We start from the raw sequence: 13,758 nt of genomic DNA, 5'->3' as shown, positions 1-13,758 counted from the left end.
GCACGGCCTCCCCGGCGCCGCCCTCGACCCTCCCGGCCCGGCCGCCGCCCGCGCACCACCACACCATCCGGTCGTCCACCTCCCGCGGGTGCATGCCGAGGCCGTGCTCGGCGCACAGCGGCCAGGCCTGCCACAGGCGCTCGACGACCGACTCCTGCGCCGCGTCGACGACGTCCGCGAACGCGTCGGCCGGGTCGTCCCGGTCGAAGTCGTGGTCCAGCGGGTTGCCGTGCCAGGTGCCGTCGGCCACCGCCACGTACACCTGATCCGGTTCGTCCTCCTCCGGGCGGGGCAGCGCCATCAGCCGCAGTTCCCCCTGCTCCGGCAGGGTCGCGGCGAGGTCCCGGTTGACCACGGCCAGCGCCTCCTCCCACAGCGGGTACGTGCCCGGCGGCACGGGGCGCGGGTCGAAGTCGGGGAGGGGGCGACGGCGTGGCGGAAAGGGGTGCATGGCCTCATCGTGCCGCAGGCGCGACCGCGGACCCGGCCAGGGGCGGGACTACGGTGGTCGACGACTTCGAGGCACAGGGGGCCGGATGGGACACGAGGGGCGCCGCGACGGCGGGGAGCGCGACGGCGCCGCGCCGCACGGGCCGACGCACGGCGGACCGCCCGAGGCCGCGTACGACGGACCGCACGACGGACCGCACGACGGACCGCCCGGGCCCGCGCACGGCGGGCCGCACGATCCGCCGTCCGCCGCCGAGCGCCCGCTGTGGCGGCAGCGGGACTTCGGGATCTTCTGGGCCGCGCAGACCCTCTCCGTCCTCGGCGACTCCTTCGCACTGATCGCCCTGCCCCTGCTGGTGCTCCAGGCCACCGGCTCCCTCGCGCGGATGGGGCTGCTGACGGCGGTGGGCGGCGCGGCCTCGGTGCTGGCGGCGCTGTTCGCGGGGGCGGTGGTGGACCGGGTCGACCGCCGTCGGCTGCTGATCGGCTGCGACCTCGTACGGATGGTGCTGTACGGGGTGATCCCGCTGGTGTGGCTGTTCGGGCCGCAGGTGTGGCTGCTCTACACGATCCTGCCGTTGTGCGAGGCCGTCGGCATGCTGTTCGCCGTCGGCTATGTCACCGTCGTGCGGACCCTGGTGCGCGGGGTCCGGCTGACCGAGGCCAACGGGCGGCTGAACGCGACCGCCGCCGCGGCCGGTGTGCTCGGCCCGCTGGGTGCCGGGCTGGTGGCCGCCTGGACGGGCCCGGCGACAGCCGTCGCCGTGGACGCGGCCAGCTTCGGGGTGTCGGCCGCCTGCATGGTCCTCGTACGGTTCCAGGGGCGGGCCGGGGGCGGCGCGGACCGGCCGGCCGAACGCGCCGGGCTGTGGCGCGACCTGCGGGCCGGGGTCTCCTTCCTCTACGGCCACCCGGTGCTGCGCGCGCTGACCGCCCTCCTGTTCGTCTTCAGCTTCCTCACCCTGGGCCTGAACGACCTGGTCATCTACCACGTGAAGCACGACCTGCGGCACGACGACGACACGGTCGGCACGGTCATGGCCGTCGGCGCGCTCGGCACGATCACCGGTTCCCTGCTGGTCGCCCGGGTCCGCGGCCGGTTCGGCCTCGGCGCGACCTGGACCGGTTCGGTGGCGGGGTGCGGGCTCGCCTTCGCCGGCCTCGGCCGGGCGGCGGACATTCCCGTCGTCGCGGCCCTGAGCGCGGCCTTCCTGGCCTGCGTGGCCGTGGCGGGCACCTGCTCGCTGTCCCTGCGCCAGGAGGTCACCCCGGAACATCTGCTGGGCCGGGTCACCTCCGCCTTCTGGACCATCCAGTACGCGGCCGCCCCGGTCGGCGCGGTCGTCCTGACCGGGGCGGCGCAGCGGTGGGGCACCGCGCCCGTCGGACTGGTGGCCGGCACGGCCTGTGTCCTGATCGCGATCGCCGCGCTGTTCACGCCGCTGCGCGGACCGGACCGCGGCTGACCGGCCCGGTCCGCGCAACCGGCCGGGTCAGTCCGGCACGGAGAAGACGAAGGAGAACTCGGCGGGTTCGGCGTGCAGGAAGTACTGCGGGAGCGGGCCCGGACCGCAGGACTGCGAGCCGATGCCGTGCTGGCCGTGGTCGAGGTTGACCCACACCGTGTCGCCGGGCGTGAGGTCCGTCAGGTGCGCGGCCGTGTCCAGTTGCTCGGCGGTCCAGCGCCGGGCGGTGAACCAGAACTCCGGCTCGCCCTCGATCCGCAGGCCGCCGAGCTCCACCCAGCGGACGTCGGCGCGGGCGCCGTTCTCCTGCGGACGGACGTACGGCGTCTGCATCCCGTCCACCCGCGACTCCCAACGGGACACCAGCGAAGCCGACTTGGTGTCCGGGTAGGCTTCGCCGGGGCCGCCGCCGAACCAGCGCACCAGGTCGGCCGAGGCGGGCAGGCCGAGGCGGACGCCGAGCCGGGGCAGCGGCAGCTTCCACTCGCCCTCGGGGGTCACGGACACCGTCAGCCGCAGCCGGTGGCCGTCCGAGGTCCACCGGTACACCGTGTCCAGGCCCACCTCGCGGGCGGCCGGTGCCACCCGGGTGCGTACCGTCAGCGCTTCGCCGCCCGACTCCACCGCGTCCAGCCGGTGTTGCATCCGGTGCAGCCCCAACTGCCGCCACAGTACGCCGTGGCGGGTGTCCGACTGCCAGGGCGCGCCGTCGTCGTTGTCGGTGGTCGCCCGCCACACGTCCAGGCGCGGCCCGGTCAGTTCCACCCCGCCGATCGAGGTGAGGCGGCCGGTGCGGGCGTCGAACACGGCGGGTCCGAGGGTGATCCGGTCGTCGGTGCGCACGGGCCGCTCGGCCGGGGCCACCGGCACCGGGGTGCGGGGCGTGACGGCGAACTGGCCCCAGCCGACCACGTGTCCGCGCGGCGCCCACGCGGTGTCGGCCGCCAGCAGCGCCCGTACCGTGCACCGGGTCTCCGCGTCCCCCCGGTCCTCGGGCGGCTGCGGCAGCTTCACGTCGGCCGACTCGCCCGCCGCCAGCGCGGGGACGGACAGGGTGCCCGACTCGACGCTCTCGCCGTCGCGCTCGTACGACCAGGTGAAGGCGAGGGCGGAGAGGTCGGCGAAGTCGTACCGGTTGGTCACCCGGACGGTGCCGTCCGGGCCGCCCTCGATGCGCACCGGCTCGATCACCTTCTTGTACTCGACGAGTCCGGGCGACGGCTCCCGGTCGGGGAACAGCAGGCCGTCGCAGACGAAGTTGGAGTCGTGCAGCTCCTCGCCGAAGTCGCCGCCGTAGGCGTAGCCCAGCTCCGGGTGCCGGATGCCGTGGTCGATCCACTCCCAGACGAAGCCGCCCTGGAGCCGGTCGTGGGCCTCGAAGATCCGCTGGTAGTCGGCGAGTCCGCCGGGTCCGTTGCCCATCGCGTGGGCGTACTCGCAGAGGACGAAGGGCAGTCGGCGCCGCTTGCGGGTGCCGCCGTCCAAGCCCTGTCCGATCCGCTCGACCTCGGCGTGGGAGGCGTACATCCGCGCGTACATGTCGGTGTCACGGCAGTCGGGGTCGCCCTCGTAGTGGACGAGCCGTGAGGTGTCCCGGGCGTGGATCCACTCGGCCATGGCGGTCAGCCCGCGGCCGGTGCCGGCCTCGTTGCCGAGGGACCAGACGACGACGGACGGGTGGTTCTTGTCCCGCTCGACCATGCGGGCCGCCCGGTCGAGCAGCGCCGGGGTCCAGCGGTCGTCGTCGACGGGGTTGTCCCGCCAGCCCTGCTCGGTGAAGCCGTGGGTCTCCAGGTCGCACTCGTCGATCACCCACAGGCCGTACTCGTCGCACAGGTCGAGGAAGGCCGGATGCGGCGGGTAGTGCGAGGTGCGCACGGCGTTGATGTTGTGCCGCTTCATCAGCAGCACGTCCGCGAGCATGGTCGCCGGGTCGAGGGCGCGGCCCCGCTCCGGATGCCACTCGTGCCGGTTGACGCCCTTGAACAGCAGCGGCCTGCCGTTGACCTGGATCAGCCCGTCCGCGAGCCGCACGGTACGGAAGCCGATCCGCAGCGGGATCCGCTCGCCCTCGGTGGCCAGCACCCCGTCGTACAGCCGCGGGGACTCCGCGGTCCACGGCTCGACGGGGACGGTGACCGGTTCGCCGGTGGCGACGTCGACACCCAGGTCGGGCACCGTCACCCGGCCGTCGACGTCGGAGTCGACGCGCAGGGTGCCCTCGCCGGTGGTGTGGTCGTAGGAGGCGTGCACGAAGAAGTCGAGGGCGCTGCCCGCCGGGCGGTGCAGCAGGGTCACGTCACGGAAGACGCCCGGCAGCCACCACTGGTCCTGGTCCTCCAGGTAGGAGCCGGCCGACCACTGGTGGACGCGGACCGCGAGCACGTTCCCGGCCGGCCGCAGCAGGTGCCCGACCGCGAACTCGTGCGCCAGCCGGGAGCCCTTGAACTCGCCGATGTCCGTGCCGTTCAGCCAGACCCGGGCGCAGGACTCCACACCGTCGAAGCGCAGCACCGCCCCGCCCCCGTCGAGGTCCGGCCAGTCCTCGGGCAGGTCGAAGGAGCGCAGGTGGTCGCCGGTGGGGTTGTCCGTCGGCACGTGCGGCGGGTCGACCGGGAAGGGGTAGAGATGGTTGGTGTAGACGGGCGAACCGTGCCCCTGGAGCACCCAGTGCCCAGGGACCGTCACCTGCGCCCAGTCCCCGGCGTCGTACCCCTGCTCGGCGAAGGAGTCGTCCTGCGCGTCCGCGGTCGGCGACAGCCGGAAGCGCCAGCTGCCGTTGAGGGAGAGGGACGCGGCGTCCGAGGACGCGTACCAGGCGCGCGGTGGCAGGGCTCCGCTGCCGGGGGAGACGTCCTCGACGTAGTCGGTTGCGGTGACGGAGGTGCGAGCAGACATCGGTCTCCAGATCCTGGGTGGAAGGCGTCAGCCCTTGATGCCGGTCTGCGCGATCCCCTGCACCAGCCAGCGCTGGAGGAAGAGGAACACGAGGAGCAGCGGCAGCAGGGAGATGGCGGTCGCCATGAAGATCAGGTGGTAGTTGACGGTCTGGTTGGTCATGTACGACGACAGCGCGACCTGGACCGTCCAGGCGCCCGGGTCCTGGCCGATGACCAGCGGCCACAGGAAGGAGTTCCAGCCGTTGATGAAGGTGATCGTCGCCAGCGCCGCGAAGAAGTTCAGCGAGTTGGGCACGACGACCCGCCAGTACGCGCCCCAGTAGCCGAGCCCGTCCACACGTGCCGCCTCCTCCAGCTCCTTGGGGAACCCCAGGAAGTACTGCCGGAACAGAAAGCAGGTGAAACCACTGAAAAGCCCCGGGATGATCAGACCGCGGTAGCTGTCCACCCAGCCGAGCGACGAGACCAGCACGAAGCTCGGGACGAAGGTGACGGCGGTCGGCACCATCAGGGTGAACAGGACGCCGTAGAAGATCTTGTTGGCGTGCCGGTAGGGGATGCGGGCGAGGCCGTAGCCGGCGAGCGAGCACACCAGCAGGGTGCCGACCGTGTGCAGGACACCGACGACCAGCGAGTTCACCATCGACCTGCCGAAGTCGACCGTCGGGTCGCGGAAGGGTTCGGTGATGTTGCCCCACTGGATGTCGGTGGGGAAGAACTTCCAGTTCTCGCCGGTGATCTCGGGGTCCGTGGACAGCGCGTTGCGCACCAGCAGATAGAACGGGATCAGGAAGAGCAGGGCGGCGACGCCGATGGCGAGGTACAGGCCGGTGGAGCCCATCGCGCCGGTGTGCCGGACCCGCCGTGGGCGGCCGGAACGCGGCGGCACGGTCCGGCCGGTGCGGGGTGCGGTGGTGGTCACCTGGACTCCTCTCCCCGGCCGAATCCCATGAGCCTGCCCTGGAACAGGGTGACCACGCAGATCAGCAGGGTCAGCATGACCGCGCCCGCGCTGCCCGCGCCGTAGTCCTGGTTCTGGCCGAGGGCCATGTAGTAGAGCTCGACCAGCGGAGGCCGGCCCCAGGTGGTCTTCGACAGCAGGTTGAAGAACTCGTCGAAGGCCTGGTAGGCGGCCACGAGCAGCAGCAGGATCACGGCGGTCGAGGTCGCCCGCAACTGCGGCAGCGTGATGTGCCGGAAGGTCTGCCAGCCCCGCTTCGCGCCGTCGATCTCGGCGGCCTCGTACAGCTCCTGCGGGATGTTCTGGAGGGCGGCCAGGAACAGGATCATGTAGAAGCCGGACTGGAGCCACAGCCGGGCGGTCACGAGGACCAGCCAGTACCACGGCGGGTCGGGGTCGGCGAGCCAGGCGATGTTGTCCACGCCGAACCAGCCGATGACGGTGTTCGCCAGGCCGAAGCGGACGCCGTTGAAGAGGGACATCTTCCAGATCAGCGAGGCCGCGACGTAGCTGCACGCGGTGGGCAGGAAGAACACCGAGCGGAAGAACGCCCGCATGAACCGCATCCGGTTCACCAGCAGCGCCAGGCCCAGCGAGAGCGCCCAGGTGGTGGGGACGATGAGCGCGGCGAACACGGTGAAGGTGAGCAGCGCGCCGGTGAAGTTGCCGTTGTCCAGCATCTGCCGGTAGTTGGCGAACCCGGTGAACTTGTCGGGGGTGACGGTGAAACGCGCCTCGAAGAAGCTGAGCCAGACGCTCCAGCCGATGGGCACGTAGACGAAGATCACCAGACCGATGAGGAAGGGGCTGGTGAAGAGCCAGAAGTTGAGGGTGGGGCTGGACCGCCGCCCCCGCCGCGGCCGGGCCGTGGCGGCCTCGGCCGGGGCGGGGCGGGTACGGTCGAGCCTGCTCGTCGTCGCCATGTCGGGGTCGGTCCGCCGGTCTATCCGAAGAGCTTCTTGAGCTCGGCGGACACCGTCTTCTCGGCCGTGTCGAGCGAGGCCTTCGGGTCGCCGTTCTTGCGGACGCAGTCGGCGAAGACGTTCTCGGTGGCGGTGATCATGGCCTGGGTCCAGCCGATGTTGTCGAAGTGCCCGTACTGGTCGAAGAGTTTGACGCCCTCGGCGGGCAGACCCGACTGGAGCTTGGTCGCGGACGCGGCGATCGAGGAGCGCGGCGGGATGTGGAAGCCGTAGGACAGGGCCCAGTCCTCCTGGTACTTCTTCTGCTCGATCCACAGCCACTTCACGTACTCCTTGGCCGCGTCGACGTTCTTGCCCTTGGCGTTGACGAACATCGACCAGCCGCCGTTGTAGACCGAGGGCTTGCCGGCGTCGGCGGCCTTCGGGAAGGGGAAGACGCCGAGGTCGTCGCCGAGGGCCTGCTGCATGGCCGGCATGGCCCACATGCCGCAGAACTGGATCGCGCACAGGCCCTGGTTGATCGCGGACGGGTCCCAGTAGTCGGCCGGGGCGCCCAGCAGCAGGCTGCCGCTGGTGAACAGCTTGCGCATCTTCGTCAGACCCTCGGCGACGCCGTCGGTGTTGAAGGCTGGCCGGTTGTCCGCCGTGAGGGTGTCGGCCCCGGAGGACCAGATCAGCGGGTTGATGACCGCGTGCAGGTCGTTGCCGAGGAAGGCGCCCTTGACCTTGCCGGTGGTGAGCTTGGCGGCGGCCTCGATCAGTTCGTCGAGGGTCTGCGGCACCTCGACCTTCGCCTTCTCCAGCATCGACTTGCGGTAGAAGAAGAACTGCGGGTCGTCGATCATCCGGACGCCGTATATCTTGCCGTCGACCGTGTGCGAGGCGATGTCGGCCTGGTTGAAGTCGGACTTGACCGGGTCGATGATGTCGCTCAGGTCCGCCACCTGGCCGCTCTTGACGAGCTGGATCTGCGGGTGGAACTCGAACAGGTCGGGCGCGTTCGCGGTGAGCAGGGTCGCGAACAGCTTGCTCTCGAAGTCCGAGCCGGTGATCCACTGCGTGCTGACGTCGGCCTTCGGGTACGCCTTCGCGTACTTCTTGATGGCCTGCTCGGTGCCCGCCTCGCCGTAGGCGTGGAAGTACTGCACGAGGTGGTCGCCCGAACTCGACCCGCCGCCACGGCCGTTGTTGCTGCCGCAGGCGGCCAGCGTGCCCGCGGCCGCCATGCCCGCAGCGGCCCGGAAGAGCGATCGGCGGGACCAGTTGCTGTTGCTCGATGCCGACATGGTGACGTCCTTGTCTTGAGTACGGCTGTGGCTCCACTGCTGCGCCGCCGCCTGGCGGACATTTGCGGTGCGGTGCGGGACGTTAACCTTCTGCTAAGGCTTCGGCAAGGGGTTGGACGAAGCCCGTCCGAAGCGTTGCCTCCGGTTCGGAATCACGAACAGGGCTCAGACATAAGGGAGTTGAGGACCGCAGGCTCAGGTGACCGGCGGTCCTCGGTCCAGGGGTGACCACGGTGCGGGGCCGGCCCGCACCGCACCTGCGAAGGTCAGGACGGCGGTGCGGTACGGCCCTTCGCGGGGGCGGCGCGCCTCGGGCCGCGCTGCCCCACCGACTGGAGGGCGCCTTCGAGGGCGAAGGTCGCCGCGCCCAGGCACACCGGGTCGGTGGGGATGGGCGAGAGGACGATCTCGGTGGCGGCCAGCGGACGGCGCAGCGCGTGCCGGGCGACGGCCTCGCGCACTTCGAGCACCAGCGGCTCGCCGAGCCGGGAGGCGACCCAGCTGCTCAGCACGACCACTTCGGGGTTGAGGAGGTTGACCAGGTCGGCGACGGCGGCACCGAGATAGCGGGCGGTGTCGCGGACCACCTTGACCGCCACCGGGTCGCCGGCCTGCACGCCCCGCGCCAGCGCGTCGATGGTGGCCGTCTGGTCCCCTGGGTGCAGCAGCGGGCTGCGCGGGCTCAGCTCCCGCAGGTTCAGCATGATCCCGGGCGCGCCGACATACGTCTCCACGCAGCCGTGGTTGCCGCAGTGGCACAGCCGCCCGTCCAGCACGAGCGTGGTGTGACCCCACTCGCCGGCGCTGTTGCTGACCCCCCGGTGCAGCCCGCCGCCCAGGACGAGACCGGCGCCCACGCCGGTGCCGAGATTGACCACCACGGCGTCCTCGTGGCCCCGCGCGGCCCCGAACCACAGCTCGGCGACCGCGCAGGCGCGCAGCGGATTGTCCAGATACAGCGGGTAGGCGATGTGCTCGGCGAGCAGGTCGAGGAGCGGCACGTCGTGCCAGTCCCAGTTGGGCGCGTACTCCGAGAGTCCGGTGTCGCGGTCCACCTGTCCCGGCACGCTCACCCCGACCCCGAGGACCCGGGCCGCCTCGACCCCGGCCTGGGCGACCACCGAGCCGACGGCGGCCGCCACATGGCCGACCACCTGCTCCGGCAGGCTCTCGCCGGGGCGCACGTCCTCCTCCGCGCGGGCCAGCACGTTCAGCGCGAGGTCGAACAGCTCGACATGGACGTACGTCTCCGCGATGTCGACACCGATCAGCGCGCCGCCCGCGGAGTCGACGGCCACCAGGCCCCGGGGGCGGCCGCCCGCCGAGTCCTCGAAGCCGACCTCCGTGATCATGCGCAGGTCGAGCAGTTCGCCGACCAGCGTGGCGACCGTGGCGAGACTGAGGCCGGTGGCCACCGCCAGTTCCTGCCGGGAGGTGGGCGACGCGGCGATGATCTGGCGCAGCACCTCGTAGCGGTTGGCGGTGCGGATGTCGCGTGACGTGCGCTTCACCGAAAGCCCTCGTTCCTTCCGGTCCCTGCCGGAACCACGTCGGCACCGGCGCGGCGTCAGGCTATGGGGGCGCCGGTGCTTTCGACAAGGGGTTAGGAAAGGGGGTGTACAAAGTCAGCCGCCGAGCAGGTCCCGGACGAACGCGTTGGTGAACTTGCCCGTCGGGTCCAGTTCGCGGACCAGGGCGCGGAAGTCGTCCAGCCGCGGGTAGCGCCCGCGCAGCCGCTCGGACGGCACGGTGAACACCTTGCCCCAGTGCGGCCGTGGGTCGAAGGCGTCCAGCGCCTCCTCCACCCGCCGCACCACCGGCAGGACGGCGTCCGTGTCCTCGATCCAGGTGAAGTGCAGGGCCGCGGTGTCCCGCCCGTACGACGGGCTCAGCCACTGCTCGTCCGCGGCCACGGTGCGCACCTCGCAGATCTGGAGCACGGGCGCGACGGCCGCCCGGACCGCGTCGATCGCGTGCAGCGCCTCCAGGGCGCGGGACCGCTCGATCAGGTACTCCGACTGGAGCTCGGCGCCGCTGCTGGGCGTGAACTCCGCCCGGAAGTGCGGCAGTCGCTCGTGCCAGGGTCCCGGCACCCCGAGCTGCTGCGTGCAGTTGACCGCGGGCATCCCCGGCACCGGGTGCAGCGCCTCGGTGGCGGGTGTGGCCGGCGGCCGGTCGGCGGCCGGCCGGTCGGTGCGCCGCTTGAGCCACACCTGACGGAAGCCCGGCGCCCGCCAGTCGGTGAACAGGCTCACGCTGTACGCGGACGCCATCACCGACTCGAAGTCAAGCCCCACGAGCGGGAGTTCGGTGAACACCTGCTGCTCGACGGCGAAGGAGGGCTCCAGGTCGAGGGTGAGCGCGCTGACCACCCCGAGCGCGCCGAGCGAGGTGACCGCCCCGCCGAACCGGTCGTCCCCGCGCCCGAGGACGAGCGTCGACCCGTCGGCGGTGACGATCTCCACCTCCCGCACGGGCGCCGAGAGCGGCCCGTTGCCGACGCCCGACCCGTGGGTGCCGGTCGCCACCGACCCGGCCACGGAGATGTGCGGCAGGGACGCCATGTTGGGCAGCGCCAGTCCGTGCAGCTCCACCTGCCGGGCGAGCTCCGCGTACCGGACGCCGCCGCCGACCCGTACCGTACGGGCGGCCGTGTCGACGTCGATCTCGGCCGGCAGCGCGTCGAGCGAGACCAGCACCCCCTCGCCGCCGGGCTCCGCGATCTCGTTGAACGAGTGCCCGCTGCCCAGCGCCCGCACCCGCGCGTTCCCCGCCACGGCCGAGCGCAGCGCGTCCGCGGAGCGCGGCCGGTGCACCTCCTTGGCGGCGTACGTGACGTTGCCCGCCCAGTTGCTCACCAGCTCGGCCATGCGGTCGTCCCTCCGGGAAGATCGAGATCGGAACATCCCCATTGAACCTACCTCGTCCCGACCGGCGGACGAACCTCTCCCGGTACGGGCGTTTTGTACGGGTCTCGCGCCACGCGGAGGCCCCGCCCGCACCCGCGCGGGACCGTGGGCATACCGTGAGGAGTCGTACACCCGAGGCGGAGGAGAAGTCGGGATGGGCAGCCGTACCGCGCTGGTCGAGGATCTGATGGAGCGCTTTCCGCATGTGCCGCGGGAGGCGGTCTTCAAGGAGGACCTGCTCCGGGGCGGCGTGGCCTTCGACCCGTCGGCCCTGAGCGACAACGAGGCCGGCGAGGTCAAGCCGAAGTCGTACTTCATCTTCTCCTTCGACCACGGCACCCTGCCCGAGCTCGGCGAGGCCGCGCTCCGGCGCCCACCGGAGGAGATCATCCTCACCGGAGGGCCCTACGACCTGCGCCGGACCGTCGTCTCGGTGCGTGTGAACCCGACCTCGCCCTACCGCGTCGCCGCCGACGAGGAAGGCCTGCTCGGGCTCTACCTCGACGGCCGGCGGATTGCCGACGTCGGCGTGCCGCCCATGCCCGAGTACTACCGGCACAAGCTCTCCAACGGGAAGTCCGTCATGGAGGTGGCCCCCACCATCCAGTGGGGCTACCTGATCTACCTGACCGTCTTCCGGGTCTGCCAGTACTTCGGCGCCAAGGAGGAGTGCCAGTACTGCGACATCAACCACAACTGGCGCCAGCACAAGGCCGCCGGGCGGCCCTACACGGGCGTCAAGGACGTGGAGGAGGTGCTGGAGGCGCTGGAGATCATCGACCGCTACGACACCCAGAAGACCTCCACCGCCTACACCCTCACCGGCGGCGCGATCACCAAGACCGTCGCCGGCCGCGACGAGGCCGACTTCTACGGCCACTACGCCAAGGCCATCGAGGAGCGCTTCCCCGGCCGCTGGATCGGCAAGGTCGTGGCACAGGCCCTGCCGAAGGACGACGTCCAGCGGTTCAAGGACTACGGCGTGCAGATCTACCACCCCAACTACGAGGTGTGGGACCGGCGGCTGTTCGAGCTGTACTGCCCCGGCAAGGAGCGCTACGTCGGCCGCGACGAGTGGCACAAGCGGATCCTGGACTCCGCCGAGATCTTCGGCGCCCGCAACGTGATCCCCAACTTCGTGGCCGGTGTGGAGATGGCCGAGCCCTTCGGCTTCACCTCCGTCGACGAGGCCATCGCCTCCACCACCGAGGGCCTGCGCTTCTTCATGTCGCACGGCATCACGCCCCGCTTCACCACCTGGTGCCCGGAGCCCACGACCCCGCTCGGCAAGGCCAACCCGCAGGGCGCGCCGCTGGAGTACCACATCCGGCTCCTGGAGGCCTACCGGGCCACGATGGACGACTTCGGCCTCTCCTCCCCGCCCGGATACGGCCCGCCCGGCCCCGGCAACGCCGTCTTCTCCGTGAGCTCCTTCATGGACAGCCTCCCGGCGAACGAGACGGCGAACGAGACGGCGAAGGAGACCGCGAACGAGGCGTGACCGGGGCCGCGAACGAGGCGTGACCGGGGCGAACGGGGCGGACGGGACCGCGGCGGTGTGACGCGTGATGCGCGCGGTGAGTACAAGTGCCGTCGCAGTCCGTACAGTAGGGCGGAGCCGAGGGGGCTTTCGTGTCAGGCCTGCCGACCGCGCGACCGTCACGCCATGACATCTGAAAAGGGCGCTTGTCAGTTGTGACAGGGACGTGAAAAGGTCGGGCCCTGCCGCGAGGTACCCCCAACTCCTTCGCCGAATACGGCGAGTTGACCTCGATCCTGGATGCAGGAGAACCATGCCCGACCTGCCGACCCCTCGGGACGCCGCCGAGGCCGCACTGTTCTCGGAATGCTGGGACGCGGTGCTTTCCTACGCCGACCTGTGCACGGCCGGTTCCACGGCCGCCCAGCAACTGGCCAGGGACGCCTTCGCACTCGGCATACGCGAGGCCCGCGAGGCCGAGGTGAACGGCCGGCGCGGCGCCGGCCGGCGTCCCTCCGGGCTGCCCAGGATCCCCCTGCTGCTGACCGCCGTACGCACCACGGCGGCCGCCTGGGAGGCCGCGGGCCAGGGCCACAAGCTCGACCCCGACCTGCGCCTGTGGCTCAACTCGGACAAGGCCGCCCGCTACACCGGACCGCCGCTGCGCCGTCCGATCGCGCTGCGCGGCCTGCGCGACATGCAGGAACCGGACGCGGCACTGCTCTGGCTCGCCGAGGTCGAGGCGCTGCCGGTGCAGGCGGTGGCCCGCAGGCTCGGCCTCGACCCGGCCGCCGCGAGCGAGGAACTCGACCAGGTGCGCGGCCTGTTCCGGGACCGCTGCCACCGCAACCATCTCGACACACCGCTCGACGGGGAGTGCCGCAGCTACCGCAGACTGCTGGACGCGGTCACCCGCTCGCCCCTCGCCGACACCCCCGAGGACCTCTCCCGGCATCTCGCCACCTGCGTGGAGTGCGCCGAGGCCGCGGCCTGTCTGCGCCTCCAGGGCGGCGGACTGCCCGCCGCCCTCGCCGGCGGCGTGATCGGCTGGGGCGGCCTCGCCTACCTGGAGCGCCGCCGTCGCGCCGTCGAGGTGCGTCTCGGCGCACCCCGTCCCGAGGACAGGGACACGGACGGCGACCACGCCCAGGGCGCAGCCCACAAGGCGCGCGCCGTGCGCAACGGACTCCTCGTCACCGCCGTCCTGGTCTCGATGCTCGCCCTCGCCGTGTCGATGATGCCCTTCGGCGACAACGGCGCCATGCAGGAACCGGACGCGGCACTGCTCTGGCTCGCCGAGGTCGAGGCGCTGCCGGTGCAGGCGGTGGCCCGCAGGCTCGGCCTCGACCCGGCCGCCGCGAGCGAGGAACTCGACCAGGTGCG

General features: G+C 71.7%; 9 protein-coding genes and 1 pseudogene. 3 read left to right on the top strand and 7 right to left on the bottom strand.

Going from position 1 to position 13,758, the window contains the following annotated elements:
* Window positions 1-451 (bottom strand): hypothetical protein (locus tag FNH09_RS37505; RefSeq protein ID WP_202919840.1); only part of this gene is annotated, 451 nt, incomplete at its 3' end.
* Window positions 452-536: 85 nt separating this feature from the next.
* On the opposite strand from FNH09_RS37505, the gene FNH09_RS37500 reads away from it, so the two are divergent.
* Window positions 537-1,916 carry an MFS transporter gene (locus FNH09_RS37500; protein WP_152894343.1) on the top strand — a complete coding sequence of 460 codons (1,380 nt, stop codon included), beginning with the start codon at window positions 537-539 and terminating at the stop codon, window positions 1,914-1,916.
* A gap of 27 nt (window positions 1,917-1,943) precedes the next feature.
* On the opposite strand, the gene FNH09_RS37495 is transcribed toward FNH09_RS37500, so the two are convergent.
* The 6 genes from FNH09_RS37495 to FNH09_RS37470 all read right to left on the bottom strand — a co-directional run bounded on the left by FNH09_RS37495 (window position 1,944) and on the right by FNH09_RS37470 (window position 10,856).
* Window positions 1,944-4,814, bottom strand: coding sequence for a glycoside hydrolase family 2 TIM barrel-domain containing protein (locus tag FNH09_RS37495; protein WP_152894342.1), 2,871 nt, complete (start codon window positions 4,812-4,814; stop codon window positions 1,944-1,946).
* A 27-nt stretch (window positions 4,815-4,841) separates the two neighbouring features.
* Window positions 4,842-5,738 carry a carbohydrate ABC transporter permease gene (locus tag FNH09_RS37490; RefSeq protein ID WP_375969755.1) on the bottom strand — a complete coding sequence of 299 codons (897 nt, stop codon included), beginning with the start codon at window positions 5,736-5,738 and terminating at the stop codon, window positions 4,842-4,844.
* On the bottom strand, window positions 5,735-6,700 hold the full coding sequence (locus tag FNH09_RS37485; RefSeq protein ID WP_152894341.1) for a carbohydrate ABC transporter permease: 966 nt from the start codon (window positions 6,698-6,700) through the stop codon (window positions 5,735-5,737). The genes FNH09_RS37490 and FNH09_RS37485 overlap by 4 nt, the downstream gene beginning before the upstream one ends.
* A gap of 20 nt (window positions 6,701-6,720) precedes the next feature.
* Window positions 6,721-7,986: an ABC transporter substrate-binding protein gene (locus FNH09_RS37480; protein ID WP_152894340.1), complete on the bottom strand. Its 1,266-nt coding sequence runs from the start codon at window positions 7,984-7,986 to the stop codon at window positions 6,721-6,723.
* Window positions 7,987-8,252: 266 nt separating this feature from the next.
* Window positions 8,253-9,497 carry an ROK family protein gene (locus FNH09_RS37475; RefSeq protein ID WP_162469696.1) on the bottom strand — a complete coding sequence of 415 codons (1,245 nt, stop codon included), beginning with the start codon at window positions 9,495-9,497 and terminating at the stop codon, window positions 8,253-8,255.
* A 114-nt stretch (window positions 9,498-9,611) separates the two neighbouring features.
* The gene (locus FNH09_RS37470) at window positions 9,612-10,856 is read right to left on the bottom strand and encodes a D-arabinono-1,4-lactone oxidase (protein ID WP_152894338.1); all 1,245 of its coding nucleotides are present in this window, start codon (window positions 10,854-10,856) and stop codon (window positions 9,612-9,614) included.
* 193 nt (window positions 10,857-11,049) lie between these two features.
* Between FNH09_RS37470 and FNH09_RS37465 the strand changes: the two genes are divergently transcribed.
* Together FNH09_RS37465 and FNH09_RS37460 are read left to right on the top strand one after the other, a co-directional pair.
* Window positions 11,050-12,396: a radical SAM protein gene (locus FNH09_RS37465; protein WP_152894337.1), complete on the top strand. Its 1,347-nt coding sequence runs from the start codon at window positions 11,050-11,052 to the stop codon at window positions 12,394-12,396.
* A gap of 292 nt (window positions 12,397-12,688) precedes the next feature.
* Window positions 12,689-13,758: pseudogene (locus tag FNH09_RS37460) on the top strand (cellulose-binding protein); the annotation flags it as partial.

The organism is Streptomyces adustus, assembly GCF_009377175.1.
In the GTDB taxonomy this organism is placed as follows: Bacteria; Actinomycetota; Actinomycetes; order Streptomycetales; family Streptomycetaceae; genus Streptomyces; species Streptomyces adustus.
Note: the sequence above shows the minus strand (reverse complement) of the source record. Positions and strands in the feature narration are given on the sequence as shown.